This window comes from Pedobacter frigoris (genome assembly GCF_032678645.1).
Classification (GTDB): domain Bacteria; phylum Bacteroidota; class Bacteroidia; order Sphingobacteriales; family Sphingobacteriaceae; genus Pedobacter; species Pedobacter frigoris_A.
Genome location: NZ_JAVTSP010000005.1, coordinates 268717 through 289984, shown reverse-complemented (window position 1 = coordinate 289984; position 21268 = coordinate 268717). Strand labels below are relative to the sequence as shown.

Below are 21268 nucleotides of genomic sequence, written 5' to 3'. Positions count from 1 at the left end.
AACCTATTTGTAATCCCTAAATTAGAGGCTATTATCCATAAACCAAAATCTACAGGCATTTAATTTTCAAATTGTGTAAAAACAACACTAAGTTGTTACGTTTTGCAGGTTTTCATGTAAAAAAATAAACCCCCAGACTGACTGAACAGCTGGGGGTTTTATTCATTAATCCGGAACTACTACTCTACACTTCCCTCTTCTTTTTTCTTTTTCTTACCCGGACTTCTATTTTCTACTACGATCTGATCATTTTCTTTATCATAGTCAATCTCTAAAATATCTCCGTCATGGATTTCACCTTTCAGGATTTCTTCAGCAATCGGATCTTCAAGATATTTCTGGATCGCACGTTTAAGTGGTCTTGCACCAAAGTTTGAATCAAAACCTTTATCGGCAATGAAATCTTTTGCTTTATCTGTCAGCTTCACTTCGTAACCTAAGTTATGAACACGACCGAACAGAGATTTCAATTCAATATCGATAATTCTGAAGATTTCTTCTCTTCCAAGAGAGTTAAACACCACCACATCATCTACACGATTCAGGAATTCAGGTGCAAAGGCACGTTTAAGTGCGTTTTCAATTACTCCTCTTGAATGCGTATCTACCTGATTCACCTTAGCTGTGGTAGAGAAACCTACCCCCTGTCCAAAGTCTTTCAGCTGACGTGCACCAATGTTGGAAGTCATGATGATGATCGTATTTCTAAAATCAACCTTACGTCCTAAACTGTCGGTAAGCTGCCCTTCGTCCAAAACCTGCAACAGAATATTGAATACATCAGGGTGAGCTTTTTCAATCTCATCCAGTAAGATTACTGCATATGGTTTACGACGAACTTTCTCAGTCAGCTGACCACCCTCTTCGTAACCTACATATCCCGGAGGCGCTCCCACTAAACGTGATACCGCAAATTTCTCCATGTACTCACTCATGTCTATTTGAATCAGCGAATCATCACTATCGAACATGAAACGTGCAAGCTCCTTAGCCAGCTCAGTTTTACCTACTCCGGTAGGACCTAAGAAGATAAATGAACCGATTGGCTTTTTAGGATCTTTCAATCCCGCTCTGGTACGCTGAATGGCTCTCGTTAATTTCTTAATCGCATCATCCTGACCAATGATTTTCTCAGCAACGGTATCATACATGTTCAGCAATTTCACGCTGTCTGTTTGACCCACACGCTGCAAAGGAATACCAGTCATCATAGAAACCACTTCCGCTACATTATCTTCTGATACTGTATAACGTTTTGTTTTAGTTTCTGCTTCCCACTCAGCCTTAGCACGATCCAGTTCTTCCAAAAGATTCTTTTCAGTATCCCTCAGTTTCGCTGCTTCCTCATATTTCTGGCTTTTTACTACCTTATTTTTCTCAAGTTTGATCTCCTCAATCTTGTTTTCGATCTCAATAATATTTTCCGGAACATGAATATTGGTCAAGTGTACTCTTGAACCTGCCTCATCCAAAGCATCAATTGCTTTATCCGGAAGGAATCTGTCGGTAATGTACCTTGAAGTCAGGGCCACACAAGCATTGATCGCTTCATCAGTATAAGTTACACCATGGTGATCTTCATACTTTTCTTTGATGCGGTTCAGGATCTCAATGGTCTCATCGGGGGTAGCAGGCTCAATCATCACCTTTTGGAAACGACGGTCTAAAGCACCATCTTTTTCTATATACTGACGGTATTCATCAAGCGTAGTTGCCCCGATGCATTGAATTTCTCCCCTTGCCAAAGCAGGCTTGAACATATTGGATGCATCCAGTGAACCAGAAGCGCCACCTGCACCCACGATTGTATGAATCTCATCGATAAATAAAATCACGTCTGTAGATTTCTCCAGCTCGTTCATCACGGCTTTCATACGTTCTTCAAACTGACCACGGTACTTGGTACCAGCAACCAGTGAAGCAAGATCCAATGTCACCACGCGTTTGTTGAACAACACCCTGGAAACCTTACGCTGAACGATACGCAAAGCCAGTCCTTCTGCAATTGCAGATTTACCAACTCCCGGCTCGCCGATTAAGATCGGGTTGTTCTTTTTACGACGTGACAAGATCTGTGACACACGTTCAATTTCTTTTTCACGACCTACAATAGGGTCTAATCTGCCTTCTTCCGCGGCTTTTGTCAAATCCCTTCCAAAGTTATCCAATACCGGTGTCTTAGACTTGATATCAGAAACTTTTTTCGGACTGCTAAAACTCTCCTCCTCACGATAATCGTCATCTCCGGTTGAAGCACTATTCTGAGTTTCATCTCTGAATCCGTTCTTATTCACTTCTACCTCCTGTTTAAATATTTCGTAATTGATATTATACTGCAGCAATATCTGCGAAGCAATATTATCATCATCACGCAAAATAGACAGCAACAGGTGTTCTGTTCCAATCAAATCGCTTTTGAAGATCTTAGCTTCCAGATAAGTGATTTTTAATACTTTTTCAGCCTGTTTGGTTAATGGAATATTACCCAAATTTACTGTAACACTTGAGGTACCTCTTACCGAGTCCTCGATCGAACGGCGAAGTTTTGATGTATCAACTCCTAATGATTTCAATATCTTAATGGCCATACCATCGCCTTCGCGAATAAGGCCTAACAAAAGATGTTCTGCGCCTATGTAATCGTGACCTAATCTCAGGGCTTCTTCCCTGCTAAAAGAAATCACGTCTTTTACTTGTGGAGAAAATTTAGCTTCCATATATAACCTTTCTAAATCCGGGATGCCCTAAACTAAAAAATTTGTTTAATAAAAGCACCCCTGATTTTTTTATTTTATCAACAATTACGCCATTGGTTAATAAATAGATGTTGCAACTGCCGTTATTTCATAAATGTTACTATTTTTTGACTAATGTAGTCGAAATACAAATAAAGGTTACCCCCATAAAAACACCTTTAAACTTTATACAAGATACCTTTTTTTATTGGTGATTACAGAAATAAAAACATATTGTCCTTAAATTGTAAGGATTTGATTCCCGTCTGCGCCTGTCAAAATATCCATTGTATTACCACTATACCCGCAAAATGTCAGCATTCCATACGTGGGACCGCCATACCTTTGGTGCAATACCTATTTTCTTTTTAAAACATCGGCTAAAATATGCCGGATCCTGCATCCCCAGCTCAAAGGTAATTTCCCTTATTGTCAACATGGTACTTTCCAACAAAAATATTGCTTCTGATAGAAGTCTGTTTTGGATCATTTCATACACAGTCTTTCCAAGATAGCGTCTCGTTAAGTTATTTAAGCGACAAATGGTACACCCGATATCTTCTAAATAGAAATCCCAATGTTTTTCCCGTCTGAAATTCTTTTCAATACATTGTTCCAAATGTGATATGAGCTTTAAATCCGATGTTACGTTTTCGCGATCCTCAGTTATTTCGTTTATACTAGTCCTAATCATTAATAAAATGCTGTGATGTCTTGAGATAACGCAAAGATATTCAAACTAGGAAGATTAACCAAAAAGAAATTTATTGTAACAACAATCAATATTCTGATTTACTATTCAGAATGCTTTCGTTACTAGCAGGTTTAAGGACATCCTTAAGCGCAATTGATACGCAGGTATAGCGCTTAACCCTCGTTCGAGATGCCTTTATATTTACAGCGGGTTTCAAGCGGCTTTGCTACGGGTTTGCAGCGGGTTTGGTACGGCTAAAACCCGTAGCAAACCCGTTTAGCATCCGTATGAAATACGACACTATTTTGCTTGTGACTACAACACATCCCAAACGGACACTTAATTCTTATTGTATTAAAATTTAGCCGACTCACCAGGTTTTGGCAAGGCCTTCATAATAAAGGATCTGATGTGCTCATTTGCGGTCTTTAAGTCTTCTTTACGCAGGTACATCATATGTCCGCTTCTGTAACCCTCCCAGCTCATTCTGTCTTTTAGTTTGCCAGCAGCATCAATTTGCCAGAGATTGTATTTGGCGTTGAAATAATCACATGCACCGTCGTAATAGCCCGATTGCACCAGCAAATGAAGGTATGGGTTTTGTGCCATCGCCTGTCTCAGGTTTTCACCAGTACGGTCGCCTGAGTTGTCCCAGGGAGAAACAGAACCAAACATGTTGTATTTTAAATCCGTTTTATACTTAAGTTCATTTCGGATGTACATATTAATGGCCGGAGTAAAGGAATGGAGCCATGAAGTCAGTTCGGAATTGTAATCCGGCCCGTCACCTGCAGCCATTTTATCTACACCACGGTAACGGGAATCTAAACGGCCAACAGTAAAACCTTTATCCCTCAGCAATTCCTTCCAGAAAAAATTTGTTGGTACATCCATATTATAGTCTGAAATCACTTTTTCTGCCAGACCGGAATAACGCGACATTTTTGCAATGATGCTCTTCCTTTTATCCGGACTCAACATACCTCCCTGAGCTATCGCAGGAATAAGTTCATTGATTGTGAAATTTTCTACTTCTGGCAACATTGCCGTTAGATCTTTACCCTGAAGATCGGCCGGAAGGGCTTTGTGATACCATGCCGTGGCAGCATAATAAGGCAAGCGAAGCGCGGCTTCTACCGGTCCGCTCCGGTCTATACCAAGTTCAGTTGGGGAAACCAGAACTACACCATTCAAATACATCCACTGGTTGTTTTGCAGTTCTAGTGCCAGGCCTGACACTCGTGTGGTTCCATAGCTTTCGCCAATTAAGAATTTTGGTGACGCCCAGCGGTTGTTACGGGTTACAAAGGTATTGATCCATTCGGCCAGGTATTTGATATCTGCACGAACACCAAAAAATTTACTTCCCGGAATCTCCTTGCTAACAGCTCTGGAATAACCCGTATTGACCGGATCTATATAAACAATATCAGCAACGTCTAAAATAGAATAGGGATTTTCTTTATAACCATAAGGCTGAACCGGATAACCTTCGTCATCAATATTCAAAACCACCGGTCCTGTGTAAGCAATGTGCATCCACACTGAAGCAGAACCCGGACCGCCGTTGAAAGAAATGACCAAAGGGCGTTTTTCCCGGTTAGACACATTACTTCTTTCATAATAAGTATAAAACAAGCCTGCAATCGGCTTTCCGTCTTCATCCCATACCGGCAATGTGCCGGTTATGGCTTTGTAAGGCACCACTTTGCCATCTATGGTGACCGAATGACTGGTTTCTACTGTACTTTCAACCTTGATGGTGCGTTCATTGGAAACAGTTGCACGGTCGGTGGAAACTGGCTTTATTTCTGTTGTTTGTCTGGCTTCTGTTCGGTTTGGAGCCTGCGAACCTCTTGGCCCCTGCTGTGCCTGTACTGTCACAGCTGAAATCATTAAAATGGTAAGTATAGGTTTAATATTCATGTCGGTTTGTTTGGTATATAAATATCAAACAATTACACATCTAATCATAAATAGCGTCAGAAATGTTACTGTAAATCCAGCCTTGGGAGATCACCCCCTTTTCTTATCTTTGTTGCAGACATAAGGTTTTCTAAACCCTATCATTTACTAAATACCAAGCATGGACGAAAAGATAATTTTTTCAATGGCGGGGGTAAATAAGATTTACCCACCTCAGAAGCAAGTTTTAAAAAACATATACCTTTCCTTTTTCTATGGTGCTAAAATTGGCGTTATCGGTCTCAACGGATCCGGTAAATCCTCTCTTTTAAAAATCATTGCCGGACTGGACAAATCCTTTCAGGGCGAGGTGGTTTTCTCACCGGGATACAGTGTAGGTTACCTTGCCCAGGAACCGCAATTGGATGAAAGTAAAACAGTAAGAGAAGTTGTTGAAGAAGGTGTGGCAGAAATTACTGCGATCCTTAAAGAATATGAAGAAGTTAATGAAGCATTCGGTTTAGAAGAAAACTACTCTGATCCGGATAAAATGGATAAATTGATGGCTCGTCAGGGTGAACTGCAGGATAAAATCGATGCAGTTAACGCCTGGGAACTGGACTCCAAACTGGAGCGTGCAATGGATGCATTGCGCTGCCCTGATCCTGAGACTAAAATCGGGGTACTTTCGGGAGGTGAGCGCAGACGTGTGGCGATGTGCCGCCTGCTGCTTCAGGAACCGGATGTACTTTTACTGGATGAGCCTACCAACCACCTTGATGCGGAGAGTATTGACTGGCTGGAGCAATTCCTCCAAAATTACAAAGGAACAGTGATCGCGGTAACTCACGACAGGTACTTCCTGGACAATGTTGCGGGATGGATCCTTGAGCTTGACCGTGGTGAAGGTATTCCATGGAAAGGAAATTATTCTTCATGGTTGGATCAGAAAGCAAAAAGACTAGCACAGGAAGAAAAAACTGAAAGCAAACGTCAGAAAACACTGGAGCGTGAGCTGGAATGGGTACGTATGGCACCAAAGGCCCGTCATGCCAAATCGAAAGCGCGTTTGTCCAATTATGATAAACTGGCTTCGGAAGATTCAAAAGAAAGGGAAGACAAACTGGAGCTCTTCATTCCTGCCGGCCCGAGGCTTGGAAATGTGGTGATTGAAGCCAGCAATGTAACCAAGGCTTATGGTGATAAATTATTATTTGAAGACCTGAGCTTCTCGCTACCTCCGGCAGGTATTGTAGGGATCATCGGACCAAACGGTGCCGGTAAAACGACCTTGTTCCGTTTGATTACCGGTCAGGAAACTCCTGACACCGGAACATTCCGCGTTGGGGAAACGGTAGAACTGGGTTATGTGGATCAGATGCACAATGACCTGGATGCAGATAAGACTGTCTATGAGAACATCACTGATGGTTTAGACAATATCCAACTGGGCAATAAAGCCGTAAACGGAAGAGCTTATGTTTCTAAATTCAATTTCAACGGTGGAGATCAGCAGAAAAAAGTAGGCATCTTATCCGGTGGTGAGCGCAATCGTGTACACCTTGCCATTACTTTGAAAAAAGGTGCTAACGTATTGTTACTGGATGAGCCTACCAATGATATTGATGTAAACACATTGAGGGCACTGGAAGAAGCATTGGAAAACTTTGGTGGCTGTGCAGTTGTGATCAGTCACGACCGCTGGTTCCTGGACAGGATCTGTACACATATCCTGGCTTTCGAAGGTAACTCACAGGTTTACTTCTTTGAGGGTAACTACAGTGATTACGAAGAAAACCGCAAGAAAAGATTGGGTGATGTAACGCCTCACCGGATCAGGTATAAAAAACTAGTATAATAAAAAAGGGGGCTGTGAGCCCCTTTTTTTATTTATGCAATTCCTGAATCTTCAGCAGCAACTCCTTGGTTTTCTTGATTCCTTCGTCTTCAGAAAGCTTATCCCCTTCATATTCTATCCCTACAATTCCAGTCCACTTCCCTGCCTGAACAATCTTAAAGATACGTTCGTAATCCATAGTTGCTTCATTGCCTTTATCGTCAAAGTCATAAGTTTTGGCACTCAACCCTTTTGCATAAGGCAATAATTCTGCGATCCCTTTATACCTGTCGTATTCTCTGGTAGAACTGATTTTAAAGTTTCCAAAATCAGGTAAAGTACCGCAATAAGGATTATTCACCTGTTTAATTACTGATGAAAGCCAACTCCCATCAGAAGAGTATCCGCCATGGTTTTCTACAATGATGTTGATCTTATTTTTTCTTCCATATTCAGACAGCCTGCCCAGCCCGTCTACCGCTGCTGCTTTAACCTCTTCCTCTGTTCCGCCACCTCCTGCGTTCACACGAATAGTTTTGCAACCCAGCACTTTTGCGGCATCAACCCATTTATAGTGATTTTCTACCGCTTTGATCCTGGCAGCTTCATTCTTATCGCCCAGTTGCCCTTCACCGTCAATCATGATGAGGTGATTTTGTATGCCTTCGTTCTTAGTCCTGGTAAGCAGTTCTTTTAAATAAGCCTGATCAGTTTCCTTTTTATTGAAAAAAGGACTTACATATTCTACGATATTGATACCAAAATCATTTTTAGCTTTTAAAGGAAAATCCAAATTGGTCAGTTTTCCACCAAACAAAGATTTATGAAGCGACCATTGCGCCAATGATATTTTAAAGAACTCCTTTTTAGGTGCTGCTAATGTGTCGAGAGGCAAAATACCCGATAGCCCTGTGGCGGCGGTGAGTAAGCCAATATCTCTGAGAAAACTTCTGCGGTCTTTTATTTCCATAATTAGTGTGTGTTAGGGTTGGTTTTAGATTGTATTCTCAACTAAAATAAATAATCTTTCCTTCAGAATGAAATCCTCCCTAATATTACAGACGACCAGTTGCCAGAGGCTACTAAACAAAGGAACTTAGACTTAAGTCTAAGGTTACTTTCCCTTATTAAAGAAATTATTGAAAAACATCAGTTGAAAGCCTATTGCATTCTTCCAGTAGTCCCAGTTATGTGCACCAGGTCTGATGGTAAAATCATGCGGAATGTTGCTGTATTGCAATTGCTCATGAAGTTTCATATTGACTTCGTAGAAAAAATCCTCTTTTCCACAGTCGATATTCAGGGCGAGGCGATTTGGAACGAGCAGATAAATCAGGTCTATAACAGAATTAGATTTCCATCTTTCTGGATATTTATCCATAGGACCAAGCCTTTTGGCGATATCCCAGTTTAATGGAAATGGCTTTATATCAACACCTCCGCTCATACTCCCGGCTGCTCCGAAGGTATCCTGATGTTTAAAGGACAGGTATAAGGCACCATGTCCACCCATGCTCAAACCGGTAATGGCTCTCCCCTTCCTATCCTTCAAAGTCTTATATTTCTGATCGATAAAGTTTACCAGTTCAGTCGCCACGTAGGTTTCATATTTCCAGTTGGCATCTTCCGGACTATCGAAATACCAGCTGGTTACGTTTCCGTCCGGGCACACAATGATCATCTGAAAATCGTCGGCATACTTTTTTATAGCAGGGACTTTATTTACCCAGCCAGAGTAAGCATCACCAGCGCCATGTAGCAGGTACACTGTAGGGAAATTTTTATTGTTTTCATAACCCTGTGGGGTAATGACTACCGCCTTAATGTTCTTTTTCATTGCAGTACTATAGGTAAGTACTGTATCAACCTGAGCAGCGTAAATAAACTGGCAGCTGATGAAGGCTAAAAGTACTGTAAGAAAAAGACGTATTTTCATTTTTACTATTTATTAATCCAGGTACATGCCGCGCCGACAAGTGCTGCGTCTTCCCACATTTCAGTTTGCTTAATTACAACAGTCTTATCGACTATTTTATCCTGCAATATAGTAATAAAATGATCCCAGGTCTTAGCAATATTACCACCGATGACCAAAACTTCAGGCTTTTCATCGGCAATAAAGTCATTTAAGAATGAGGCAAGATTGGTCGCGAATTCATCAAACAGCTGAACTATGATATCTGCTTCTGCTGTCGAAAGCAATTCTTCTACGTTTTTAACCTCTTTATCTGAAAGTTCTTTATACCTTTTCAAGAACCACCTGGTAGAAATATATTCCTCTGCTATGCTGTCAAGAAATGGGACAAACGCCCTGTTTGCATCTACAACATCACCCTTACAGCTGCTTGTGGAGCCCAAACCAGTACCTAGTGTGACACCAATAGCTTTCTCAAAATCAGAGGCAGCTCCTGAAGCAAGTTCACCACGTAAAAAAGCTTCCGCATCATTGATGAAAATAATATGTTCTCCAGGGATGCCCAATCGTTCAGATAATATTTCACGAACATTTAATCCGTACAGCGAATCGTATTTCTGCTGGTTCTTCATCAGCGAAATTCCATGCTCATAATCAAAAGGCCCCGGCATTGCAATACCAATCCTGGTATGCTGATCGCCTTGCTTAATGATCAATGATGACAATGCGTCAATCCATGAATCAAATATAACCTCAGCTGTATCCATAGATGCCACCCTGAGACGCGCCATAGTTTCATCAATAACTTTATATGATTTGCAATCTACATGTGCTGCTGTGATGTGAGAGCCACCTATATCTACCCCTATGAAAGGGAGTTCGGCCGTTTTTATGTTCATTTTAAAGATCTATTTGGTAATGACAGAATGGACAAGCAATTCTATAACTCAAATAAAGTCATTTAAACCGTTTTAGCAAAATTTATTTAGAAATTAATTGCAAGGCTTTTGTCACTAAAAGAAAAGCGCAGAAAAACCGAGAGAAAAGAGGCTGTTCGAAAAGGTATGTTCTTGGTAAATTATCTTTCCAGACAGCTTCTATATTAGAAATAACGGGGGCTCAATATCCTGTCCCTTTGTCCTGGGAAGGTAATGCTTAGAGAAACCTCATGTGAGCCCTGCTGATAATTTGCCAGTTTACTCGTGGTATAATCAAACGAATAGCCTATGCGAAAGCGCTCGCTGAGGTAGACCTCAACAATGCCAGAAACTGCATCACTTTTATTCAGACCACTTTGAAGATTTTTTTTATCCCAAAGTGCTACGCCTGTCCTCCATGACGCCCCTATCCAAAGCTTTTTACTGATTAGCAAATAACTATTCAGATCCAGACTGGTAGGCCCCTTGAAATCTTCCTTAATCATAAATGTTGGTTTAAGATCAAGGTTTTCTGTCAAGGGGATCATCACCCCTCCTGTAAGGTACAAATGGCGTACCTGTTTTAAAATCGTATAGCTGTCAGTAGTTGTAGTTTTATCTGTTATTCCGGAAAAAAGATCTATCACAGATGCACCGAGATAAAACTTAGGCGTATAATAATACACACCAAAGCGGAAATCGGGCGACAGCTTACTGTCATTTCCAACAGGAATGCTTCCATCACCCTGATCCACGGCTTTAAATTTAGAGCCATCTACGCTGTACTGAGTTGCACCAAAGCCAATGCCGAAACTAAGGCGTTTGGTATCCTCTTCATCAAGCTGCAGACGATAAGCATAATTGGCATAAACTGAGGAGTTATTCTGAGCTCCTAACCTGTCATTGGAGGCAATGATGCCCAAACCAACTTTCTTACCGGGATTACCGGTGAGTCCGTCAAACGATGCTGTTGCCGTTCTTGGAGCACCGTCCAAGCCGGCCCATTGCATACGATAACTCATGCTTCCCGTCCAGGCTTCCTTATAACCCGCATAGGCGGGATTAACGGCTAGTCCGTTAAACACATATTGACTGAACTGTATGGTTTGTTGTGCGCTCGCAATAAAAAAGCTGGCAGTGAATATCACTAAAAGTATGTATCTTCTTAAAATTATATTTGTTTTCATGTTCCTATCTCTTTAAAAATACCCAGCCTTTGAAAGTAGTCAAGCCACCTGTTTTCTCTCTTCGTTTAACAACATAGTAGTATGTACCTTCATTTAACTGCGAACCGTCCCAGTCATTTTTGTAATCATTTGATCTGTAAACCTCATTACCCCATCTGTTCACAATGAAAATCTCTGTATCGAGGTAGTTTTCTATGCCCTTGATTTTGAGTACGTCATTTGAACCATCTCCATTTGGAGTGACAATATTAGGAATGATAAAGTCAGCATAGTCTACAATCGTTTCAACTATGTTACTTTGAGCGACGGGCACTCCGTCCTCAGAGGCAGCAGCCGATGCGGCATTCACAATTATCCCAACAAATGATTTGGAAATGAAGCCATTAACAGTAATTACAATCTTATTTACTATTCCTGCAGGCAAATCGGCAGTGATATTTAAATGATTGCCGTTTCCGGTAATCCCTGTATTAATCTTTGCAGCGCCGGAAACTATCGCTGACCATTCCACGTTGGTGATTTCACTGCTGATCACGTCTGTAATTGTAAGGTTCTCTGCGTTGCTAAGACTGGAATTGCTAACCTCAATAACATAGGTAATCCTATCCCCTGATTTGAGCTTTGCAGGCCCTGCTTTTGTTACGGACAAACTTGGAGCTCTTCTTACCAAGGTTTCAACAGGCGGTGAAACTACCGGCGGATTTCCGGGTTCGGAAGGCGTAGCTGTCGCCGTATTGATAATTATCCCGGCGAAAGACGGGTCAATTGTACCCTTAACTGTAATGATGATCTTATTGCCAGGACAACTCCTTATATCTGCAGTAATGGTAATCGTATTTCCTGTACCTGTGATCCCGGTTTTAACAACAGCAGTCCCCGTTACAGCGGTTGTCCAGCTTACATTAGTTAAATGTAGGGATACAAAGTCTGTAATTAACAAATCTTTTGCGTTGCTCAGGCAACCATTCGTCACCTCTATAGTATAGGTGATCTCCGAACCGGCAGTGGCAGTAGCGGGACCAGTTTTAGTAATGGCAATAACCGGATGCAATTCAACTACAGTCTGCACAGCAGGTGTGGTTACTGGCAGATTGCCAGCTTCTGAAGGAGTAACGGTAACCGAATTGAACAGGGTACCTCCAAATGAGGCATTGACTTTTCCCGTGATGGCAATTTGAATCTTATTGGCCGTGCCGGCATTGATACGGCCTACCAGGCTTACATTATTGCCCGATCCAGTTTGACCGGAAATGACCACGCCCAGGCCTTCTGTATTGGTAGTCCAGGTAACATCGGTCAGCTCTGGAGGTACAATATCAGTAATCAGCATGTTGTTTGCATTGCTCAAACCCGTATTACTCAACTCAATGAAGTAACTGATCGTTGTACCTGCGGTAGCAGTAGCGGGGCCCGAAATGGTTGCTACAATCACTGGTTTTTGGGTGACGAGGGTCTGCACCGGCGCTGAACTAACCGCCGGAATTCCTGGTTCGGAAGGGGTTGCTTTTGCGATATTACTAAGGGTACCCACAAAGGAGGGGTGAACAATTCCGGTAACGGTAATTCTTATCTTATTTCCGGATCCTGCGGGAATATTTCCATGCAGGCTAATGCCGTTGCCCATACCGCTGGATGCACCGGTTATCGTACCTCCGCCTATTGCCTCCGCCTGCCAGGCCACATTGACAACCTGATCAGGAATGTCATCTTCAATCAGGAGATTGGATGCATTGCTCAACCCTGTATTACCCACCTCAATTACATAACTGATTGCCCCTCCGGCGATGGCCGTCGCAGATCCTGTTTTTAGCACTGTAACCACTGGAACAAGGTTGGCCGAGGCGGACCGGATTCCGCGCGCTGACAGCTCCATATAAGAATTGACTCCCGCCAAAACCTGGTTACACATTGATAACATCAGAAATAAGATAGCTGACAGACGAACGGCCTTATTTAAAAATGCCGACGTACCTGAAGTACGTAAAATTGCGGGAGGCTGACATTTTATCATATAAAGAGGCATTAAGTAGATAAATAGCACTGGATATTATTTCATCCCTAATATTTAAAGTTATAAACATTTTGGAATTTATCAACACTAATAGAGAACTTTATGATAAAAATAATGTCAGAGATAAAACATTTACTTAGTTTCCGTCCTTGGCTCTCTTGGACCCCGCTTGTATATCACCAGGCCGTTTAAAAAGTTGCGCAAGATCTGATCTTTGCAAAGCTTATAGTTTGGATGATCTTCGCTCCTGAACATGTCTCCTAACTCTGCTTTGGTCGCCTTAAAGTTTACCAGCGAAAGAATTTTTATGATATCATCCGTGTTGAGCTCTAGCGCAACACGTAACTTTTTAAGTATTTCGTTATTACTCATATTACATCGCAATTTCTATTTTTACCTTTTTATTTTTTATGCGCTCATTAGCAAGTGCAGAAAGCACTTTCCCCACCATTTTACGCTTTATTGCTACATATGAAGTCTGATCTTTTACTTCAATCAGACCCACATCTTCTTTTTGCAAGCCACCCTTTTTCAACAAAAGACCTACAATATCTATCTTATTGATTTTATCTTTTTTACCTGCTGCAATGTATAAAGTTTGCCATTCGCTATCCTTTGGCAAAGCAAATTTGCCTTTCAAACTTTCTATTTCGATATCCTGTTTTAAAAAGGGATACTTTTCATCGTCAGCGATGACAAGATAGGCCGTTCCTTTTGCATTCATCCTCGCAGTACGCCCATTTCTATGTAAAAATGCATCCTCAGTATAAGGCAACTGATAATGAATAATACATTCAACCTCAGGTATGTCAAGTCCACGAGCAGCAAGATCTGTCGTAATCAATATTTTGATACTCCCATTTCTAAATTTCAACAAGGCTCGCTCCCTTTCATCCTGTTCCATTCCCCCGTGAAATATATCATGAGCCAAATCCTTATCAATCAGCAGATCGCTGATCCTGTCTACTGTTTCTCTATGGTTGCAAAAGATTAACGTCCGCTGATCTCCTATTTTACAAATCAACTGAAAAAGTGTATCCAGCTTATCAGCAGCCGTAGTTTCTACTTTCTTTAATTTAAGGTCCGGAGCAACTTTTACGTCCTTCAAAAAATCTATCTCTACTGGCTGGTCAATTTTCGTAAAGGCTGGAATCTCTTCCATAGCCGTAGCAGAAGTAAGTATGCGCTGATTCAGCGAGCGTAAGTTTCCTATGATGTAAGACATGTCTTCCTGAAAACCAAATTCCAGTGCTTTATCGAATTCATCCAAAACCAACGTATTGATTCCCGATTCGTCAAAATTCTCATGTCTAAGGTGATAAGCGATTCTGCCGGGTGTGCCGATGAGCAGCGCAGGAGGTTGTTCAAAATTATTGCGTTCTGTCCTGACCGCATGCCCTCCATAGCAACAATTTACTTTAAAGCCTGTACCCATTTGTTTAAATACCTGCTCAATCTGCAAAGCCAGTTCGCGGGACGGAACCAGGACCAGAGCCTGCACTCCTTTTACATCCGACTTTAGCTTATTTAGTACCGGAATTAAAAATGCAAGTGTTTTACCGGAGCCTGTAGGCGCCAGTAAAACCAGATCACTGCCTTTTTTTGCGGATGCGAGTGCAGCCGTTTGTATTTCATTTAAGGAAGCAATCTTTAGCTTTTCCAGTATCTTATCTACCATCATGGCATCAAAGATAAGTGGATATATTAGAACTTCAGGTATTTCTTGCGCAAGTGCTTCATAGAGTTATACAAACGCACATCTAAACTCATCAGCATAAGACCACGCTCAGAAATCCAGGTGGTCATTTTATGGTTCGCATGTTTTAGCGGCGCGTAAACCTGTTCTTCCAATACCTCATTATACTTGTTTGCAACCCTGCTTTGTTGTAACAAATAAAACTCATTGATCAATTCTGCTTTCATAATGATTATATTTAGGTAAATAAAATACTCGTACTATACAATTTAACGAATATTTTAAAGGTTTGTTGACTTCTTTTTAATATTTATTAGCAGAATTTCCCGTTCAGGCTCCTATCAGAAACAAACTAAAGTGTTGACAAACAATAGATTGTTAGCAATTAAACAACATCAAATTAACCTCATTTTAATTTAATAGCCTTATTTTTAAGAAACCTGAATACGGGTTGTTTTTATCATAACTCAATTAACGTATGACCTGGAAGAAATTTAGCGGCGAAGTGATCCACTCGCCAATTTTAGAAGAAATCGAAACAGCAATCCTGAGAGAAACAGAAAATGGTTATAGACTTAAAGTCTGTATCGGAACAGACTCACAGGTAAAAGGGGCACTTACCGACTTTGCTACTGTAATTGTTTTACTCCGGGAGCATCATGGGGGTTTTATGTATATACACCAGGACAAAACACCTCAAAAGATGAGTATTAAAGAAAGGATGCTGGTAGAAGTGCAGAAGTCAATAGAAACTGCTTATGCCATCTGCGATCTGCTGGATTTATACGATGTAGATCTGGAAGTACATGCTGACATCAATACAAATCCAATGTTTAAATCAAACAAGGCATTGAATGAAGCAATGGGCTACATTTTAAGTATGGGTTTTATTTTCAAAGCGAAGCCGGAAGCTTTTGCCAGCTCTACCTGTGCTGATAAAATGGTACACTAGTTTACCACTTCTTTGTTGAAATAATCTCTCTCGACTTACCTGCAGGCTTAATCTCTTGCTTGTTGGCCATGCTTTCCTTAAACTGAGCCGCCAGGATTCCTGCCTCCTTACCGGTATTATTGATATACCCCTTCCACTCCGCGGCATTTAACTTCCCCGGCTCATTTTCAAGCGGAGTACCTACAGTCGTAGCCGCAACAAAATTACCGTAGCGATCTCTTTGATATGGTATAAATACAAAATCCGTCAACCAAAAACGATACTTGCCATCCCGGCATTCTACATTGAAATTATATTTGACCTCTCCAGATGGACGATTAAGTACCAAGGCTGTTTTATTAATAACGATCTTGCCATCGGCCTGTATGACAGTATCCTTTGACCCGGACTTCAACTTAATCTGCTTAGCCCTTTGCTTAAAAAAGCGATCTGCCCTTGCTGATAGATCAGCTTTAGAAACCCCAATCTGCTCTACTACTTCATAATGAATCAACTTACCTCTTTCATCATAAGACAGCGGCCGCTCCTGACCCAAACTCAGCAGGCTGATCATTAGCAAAAAAAACAGACCGGATATAAATTTCATAGTTTAAATGTATGAAAAAGCCACCGAAAATTTTTCCGGTGGCTTAAGATTAACGTAATAGAGACTAAAATGCGTAAACTGCCGCCAAAGAAAACTGAGCAGCAGATTTTGTGAATGCACCATTGCTTTTCTTAAACTGATAGAACTGCTCTTCGTCATTATCGAAGCGAACTTCGGGAATGAAGGTCAAACCACCAGCTTTAATATTACCAGATAAGGTCACTGAAGTGATTGCTGAATCAGAAGCACCGCCAGTGCCTTTTATGTTAAAGTATTCACCTCTCACACCCAAAGAAACAGCTGGTGTAAAGGCATATTGAGGATACAATGCCGCTCCTGTATAACCTCCGTTATCATTTGTTACTGAATAATCTGCGGCATTCAGACCTAATTTAAATTTATCCGTCACCTGATAAGCTGTAGTCAGGTCAAAAATAGTCCCTGTACCGCCGGCCCCGGCTGAATAACCAGATAAAACGTTTAAGTATGCAGTCCAACCTTCGATTGGATTAACAGTTAATTGTCCACCAACATGCGATACCCCATTAAAGTCCTGATATACATTCCAATCGTTAAATAAGCCTACCATCAGACTTACCTTATCTGAGAACACATAAGAGCCTTTAATACCGGCATTCTGAAATGGTCCTGCTCCAAAAAGATAAGAAGTAGAATAGTTGAAATTTGCTACAGGAGAAATTACTTCATAACCAACAAATGTCCCCATATAACCTGCAGTAAGACTGAATTTATCAGTAAAAGCATAATTTATATAAAGATTCTGGATATGAAAAGAATTGCCATCCGGGCCATTCCCTATCGATTCGTACTGGCCCCTGGGGCCGAAAGAAAGCTCGCCAACAAACGATGCTTTACCAGTACTTTTCTTTAATGCAAGATCAATCATTCCTATCGAAACTGAATTTTGCTCTGAAGCAAAGTAAGTTTTGATATTGGGCGTCTTTGCAAAATCATATTTAAAATAAGTGTCTACAGACCCAGAAAGCTGTAGTGGTGTAGCTTCCTGGGCGTAAGTTGCAGATGCAAATGATAAAGTCGCTATGGTCAGTAGTGATTTTAGTTTCATGGTTTGTTTTGGTTTGAGGTTGAAATTTAGATGGTTTATGGTCTTATAGAGCTGGTTCGTTCTCTAATTCTTCTCCGGTTGAAGCAACAATAAGCGTTCCCTGGAAATATTTTTCATTGTGCTGACTTGCATCCAATCCTTCTTCTTCTTCTTCTGAAGTTACGCGAATAGGTTGAACAAGGTTGATCAGTTTAAAAATCACGAAGGACATTACAAAACTGAATACCACAGTGATCACCACTCCTTTTAACTGAGTCAAAAAGAAAGCAGGATTACCATATAATAGACCGTCAACACCAGCACTATTTACAGTTTTAGTTGCGAATATACCTGTCAACAACATACCTACGATACCACCTACACCATGGCAAGGGAATACATCCAATGTATCGTCAAGGCTTGTTTTTTGTTTCCATGAAACAGCAAGATTAGAGATCACCGCAGCAATAACACCGATAAATATAGCTGAAGGAATACTTACAAAACCTGCTCCCGGAGTGATGGCAACAAGACCAACTACCGCTCCAATACAGAATCCCAGTACAGAAGGCTTTTTACCTCTGGATACATCAAAGAACATCCATGACAATCCTGCCGCACCTGCTGCGATATTTGTAGTAAGGAATGCCGAAACTGCTAAACTATTTGCACCTAATGCAGATCCTGCGTTGAAGCCAAACCATCCAAACCAAAGCAATCCTGTACCTATTAGTACATATGGAATGTTAGCAGGAGGAACTTCTTTGTGTTCTGCATGACTTCTTCTTCTTTTCAAAACTAAAGCACCTGCAAGAGCAGCCATACCAGCAGAAATGTGAACTACAGTACCGCCTGCAAAGTCAAGGACGCCCATTTTAAAAAGCAGGCCTTCCGGATGCCATGTCCAGTGTGCCAATGGAGAATATACCAGCAAAGAGAACAATACAATAAAAAGAATATAAGATGTGAAACGGATACGTTCCGCCACAGCACCTACAACCAGCCCTGGCGTAATGATGGCAAACATCAATTGGAAAACCGCAAATAAAGAAAGCGGAATGGTTGCTGCAAGACTCCATGAAGGACTTGAGTTTACACCCTGAAAAAAGAAAAAGGTCTTAGGGTTTCCAATAATCCCGCCTATTGTATCACCAAATGCAAGACTAAAGCTTACAACTACCCATAACACAGAAATTACTCCTGCAGCTACAACACTTTTAATCATGGTAGACAATACATTCTTACGATGAACCATACCGCCATAGAAGAAAGCAAGACCTGGAGTCATCAAAAACACAAGCGCCGCAGCAATTAACACAAAAGCGATGTCCGGTCCGCTGTACTTACCCTCGTCAAAATTAGGAAGCAAGGGAATAAATAGGGCAAGAATTGCAATTATTAATAAAACTGCAAATGGACCCCACTGTTTAAATAAAACTTTTGCCATAAATGTTAGATTTTACTAGTTATAATTATAATTTGTTTGATTTATTTTGATAAAAGTATGATTTATTTCCATCATTTTACATTTTTAATAAAAAACAGAGCACATAAACATAAAATCAAAGCACAAAAACCACAAAAACGCTAACAATATTTAAATTTTAAACCTAAAATTTTGAATATATCTAATATTAACACACAAATACCATCTAATTTTTAATAAAAAAATAAAAATCACACGAATTTTAAGACAAAAACATAGAAATACTAAATAAATCCAGGCAGATTATCACTAAATCATTCAAAAACAATTTCACCGCAATAATTGTATCTTTAAATACAATTATGAAATCATATCACCTTACTTTCTCGCAGTTACTTCCAATTTCCATAGATGAGGCCTGGGAATTTTTCTCTTCTCCTATGAACCTGGCCAAAATAACTCCTGCAGACATGTCTTTTACAGTCACTTCAGACCCAAACCACATCAAACACATGTACCCGGGAATGCTCATTACTTATAAGGTATCCCCAATGGCAGGAATCAAGCTCAACTGGATGACAGAGATTACGCAAGTGGAAGACAAGAAATATTTTATCGACGAACAAAGATTTGGCCCTTATAAGTTCTGGCACCACCAGCATCATTTTAAAGCCATACCGGGAGGTACTGAAATGACTGACATACTCACTTACGGATTACCTATGGGTATCCTGGGAAGAATTGCAAATGGAATATTTGTTGCCAATAAGCTACAGCAGATATTTGAATTCAGAAAAAAGAAGGTTATAGAAATATTCGGGAACTATGCTTCAACAGGAATATAAGCCGAGCCTTGAACCACTCCTCTTCGCTCTATTTCTTTATCTATGTAAGTTTGAATAGCAGACTTATTCAAACCCCAATTTGGCGCAATCAGCAAATCCCAGTCCGAAATACCAAACAGGCGTTGAATAACGATATCCGGTCTAAGCAAAGGAATCAATTTACACAATAAATCAGTGTATTCTTCCAGAGAGAACAATTTAAAAGGGTTCTTTTTATATTTCACACCCATGATAGATCCCTCTACAATATGAAGGTGGTGAAACTTAACGAATTTAATCTGCGGAAAACGGTTGATCTCATGGATATACCCCAGCATCATTTCTTCTGTTTCCCAGGGGAAACCAAAAATAGTATGGACACACAGATCTAACTTTGAATTATCCAGCAGTTTAACAGCCTCTACAAATTCGCCATGACTACAACCCCGGTTAATCTGATCAAGGGTCTCATCATAGATAGATTCCATCCCCATTTCCAAATCCACATCGAAGCGATCCGTATAACTTTCCAGTAAAGCCACCTTTTCTGCATCAATACAATCGGGCCGGGTACCTACTGAAAAACCTACCACATCTTCTGTATTGATAGATAATGCTTCGTCGTACATCATCTTCAAATAATGAACCGGCGCGTACGTATTGGTATTCGGCTGAAAATAGACTATAAATTTATCGGCTTTATAAAAACCTTTTCCCCGCTCCATTCCCTGCTCCAGCTGTTCACGGATCGTAGGCAGTTTACGGGAAAGTTCGGGAGTAAAAGAATCTACATTACAATAAGTACAACCGCCATAGCCTTTACTACCATCACGATTCGGACAAGTAAATCCTCCATCTACAATTACTTTAAATACACGCTGCCCTTTATACTTCTCTTTAAGGTGAGTGCCGTAATTATTATATCCTTTAATACCTTGATCCAGTAGAGTTCCCAATTTCTTTTTTTTGCAAAAATACAGCTTTTTAATTTATTATTTTATTTATCGGCGCTCATGGCATCGATTTCAGTCATATACTTTGTCAATGCAGCCATGTAAGTAAGACCTGCCTGTTCCGGCTGCGACATAAAAGCTTTAAAATCATTCAGATCATTAACAGTAAAACCCATCCTCACAAACAGCTCCTGATCTGCATCCCAATTTTTCAGGTCGATGCGTTTCTGTCCTATCTTTTTATAAAGAGAAAGTCCATATTCAAAATCCTTATATTTATTAGTTTTCCGAAACTCAGCAAAAAAGTCGACTATGGTACGATACGTCGCCGGCTTACCTGCATTTACTTGCTCCAGCATCAATACACCTAAAATCGGCCCTTTCAAAAATGCACTATCAGTGCTATTGAAATTGCCGCAGCGTTTTAATATTTCAATATCCCGAATCAGCGAATGGTCCTTTTCCCCGCTTTTATTCTTGACGAAATAAGGCTCTGTATCGAGCACCTTATCACAGTCAAACTTCTGTTGCGCAGATAAAGAAGTGCAGAGCAAGAGGAACATT

General features: G+C 40.7%; 19 protein-coding genes. 3 read left to right on the top strand and 16 right to left on the bottom strand.

Going from position 1 to position 21268, the window contains the following annotated elements; genetic code table 11:
• Positions 1-179: 179 nt before the first annotated feature.
• The 3 genes from R2Q78_RS17375 to R2Q78_RS17365 form a co-directional block, all read right to left on the bottom strand.
• Positions 180-2717 carry an ATP-dependent Clp protease ATP-binding subunit gene (locus R2Q78_RS17375; protein WP_316793818.1) on the bottom strand — a complete coding sequence of 846 codons (2538 nt, stop codon included), beginning with the start codon at positions 2715-2717 and terminating at the stop codon, positions 180-182.
• Between the two features lie 316 nt (positions 2718-3033).
• Positions 3034-3429 carry a helix-turn-helix domain-containing protein gene (locus tag R2Q78_RS17370; RefSeq protein WP_316793817.1) on the bottom strand — a complete coding sequence of 132 codons (396 nt, stop codon included), beginning with the start codon at positions 3427-3429 and terminating at the stop codon, positions 3034-3036.
• Between the two features lie 354 nt (positions 3430-3783).
• Positions 3784-5355, bottom strand: a complete 1572-nt coding sequence (locus R2Q78_RS17365) for a S10 family serine carboxypeptidase-like protein (RefSeq protein ID WP_316793816.1) — start codon at positions 5353-5355, stop codon at positions 3784-3786.
• A 160-nt stretch (positions 5356-5515) separates the two neighbouring features.
• Here R2Q78_RS17365 and ettA point away from each other — a divergent pair, with 160 nt between their 5' ends.
• The gene (gene ettA / locus R2Q78_RS17360) at positions 5516-7192 is read left to right on the top strand and encodes an energy-dependent translational throttle protein EttA (RefSeq protein WP_316793815.1); all 1677 of its coding nucleotides are present in this window, start codon (positions 5516-5518) and stop codon (positions 7190-7192) included.
• Between the two features lie 28 nt (positions 7193-7220).
• Here the strand turns inward: ettA and R2Q78_RS17355 are convergent, their stop codons facing one another.
• The 8 genes from R2Q78_RS17355 to R2Q78_RS17320 form a co-directional block, all read right to left on the bottom strand.
• Complete coding sequence (locus tag R2Q78_RS17355; RefSeq protein WP_316793814.1) at positions 7221-8141, bottom strand: sugar phosphate isomerase/epimerase family protein; 921 nt, start codon at positions 8139-8141, stop codon at positions 7221-7223.
• Positions 8142-8285: 144 nt separating this feature from the next.
• Positions 8286-9107 (bottom strand): alpha/beta hydrolase family protein, encoded by an 822-nt coding sequence (locus tag R2Q78_RS17350; RefSeq protein WP_316793813.1) that lies wholly within the window; start codon positions 9105-9107, stop codon positions 8286-8288.
• A 5-nt stretch (positions 9108-9112) separates the two neighbouring features.
• Positions 9113-9985, bottom strand: a complete 873-nt coding sequence (locus R2Q78_RS17345) for an ROK family protein (protein ID WP_316793812.1) — start codon at positions 9983-9985, stop codon at positions 9113-9115.
• A 203-nt stretch (positions 9986-10188) separates the two neighbouring features.
• Positions 10189-11190 carry a type IX secretion system membrane protein PorP/SprF gene (locus R2Q78_RS17340; RefSeq protein WP_316793811.1) on the bottom strand — a complete coding sequence of 334 codons (1002 nt, stop codon included), beginning with the start codon at positions 11188-11190 and terminating at the stop codon, positions 10189-10191.
• Between the two features lie 4 nt (positions 11191-11194).
• Positions 11195-13201 carry a gliding motility-associated C-terminal domain-containing protein gene (locus R2Q78_RS17335; protein WP_316793810.1) on the bottom strand — a complete coding sequence of 669 codons (2007 nt, stop codon included), beginning with the start codon at positions 13199-13201 and terminating at the stop codon, positions 11195-11197.
• Between the two features lie 132 nt (positions 13202-13333).
• A complete protein-coding gene (locus tag R2Q78_RS17330; protein WP_316793809.1) occupies positions 13334-13573 on the bottom strand; it encodes a DUF1456 family protein in 240 nt (79 codons plus the stop codon).
• A 1-nt stretch (position 13574) separates the two neighbouring features.
• Positions 13575-14882 (bottom strand): DEAD/DEAH box helicase, encoded by a 1308-nt coding sequence (locus R2Q78_RS17325; protein ID WP_316793808.1) that lies wholly within the window; start codon positions 14880-14882, stop codon positions 13575-13577.
• Positions 14883-14905: 23 nt separating this feature from the next.
• Positions 14906-15124 (bottom strand): hypothetical protein, encoded by a 219-nt coding sequence (locus R2Q78_RS17320; protein WP_316793807.1) that lies wholly within the window; start codon positions 15122-15124, stop codon positions 14906-14908.
• Between the two features lie 251 nt (positions 15125-15375).
• Between R2Q78_RS17320 and R2Q78_RS17315 the strand changes: the two genes are divergently transcribed.
• Entirely contained in the window at positions 15376-15849 is a 474-nt protein-coding gene (locus tag R2Q78_RS17315; protein WP_316793806.1) for a ribonuclease H-like YkuK family protein, read from the top strand.
• Between the two features lies 1 nt (position 15850).
• Here the strand turns inward: R2Q78_RS17315 and R2Q78_RS17310 are convergent, their stop codons facing one another.
• From R2Q78_RS17310 to R2Q78_RS17300, 3 genes are all read right to left on the bottom strand, one after another.
• The gene (locus R2Q78_RS17310) at positions 15851-16435 is read right to left on the bottom strand and encodes a DUF4468 domain-containing protein (RefSeq protein ID WP_316793805.1); all 585 of its coding nucleotides are present in this window, start codon (positions 16433-16435) and stop codon (positions 15851-15853) included.
• Positions 16436-16499: 64 nt separating this feature from the next.
• The gene (locus tag R2Q78_RS17305; protein WP_316793804.1) at positions 16500-17522 is read right to left on the bottom strand and encodes an outer membrane beta-barrel protein; all 1023 of its coding nucleotides are present in this window, start codon (positions 17520-17522) and stop codon (positions 16500-16502) included.
• Positions 17523-17565: 43 nt separating this feature from the next.
• Positions 17566-18948: an ammonium transporter gene (locus R2Q78_RS17300; protein ID WP_316793802.1), complete on the bottom strand. Its 1383-nt coding sequence runs from the start codon at positions 18946-18948 to the stop codon at positions 17566-17568.
• 341 nt (positions 18949-19289) lie between these two features.
• Here R2Q78_RS17300 and R2Q78_RS17295 point away from each other — a divergent pair, with 341 nt between their 5' ends.
• Positions 19290-19772 carry an SRPBCC family protein gene (locus R2Q78_RS17295; protein WP_316793801.1) on the top strand — a complete coding sequence of 161 codons (483 nt, stop codon included), beginning with the start codon at positions 19290-19292 and terminating at the stop codon, positions 19770-19772.
• On the opposite strand, the gene R2Q78_RS17290 is transcribed toward R2Q78_RS17295, so the two are convergent.
• Positions 19751-20707, bottom strand: coding sequence for a TIGR01212 family radical SAM protein (locus R2Q78_RS17290; protein WP_316793800.1), 957 nt, complete (start codon positions 20705-20707; stop codon positions 19751-19753). The two genes, R2Q78_RS17295 and R2Q78_RS17290, sit on opposite strands and share 22 nt — an antisense overlap.
• Before the next feature lie 41 nt (positions 20708-20748).
• Positions 20749-21267 (bottom strand): hypothetical protein, encoded by a 519-nt coding sequence (locus R2Q78_RS17285; protein WP_316793798.1) that lies wholly within the window; start codon positions 21265-21267, stop codon positions 20749-20751.
• Between the last annotated feature and the right edge of the window lies 1 nt (position 21268).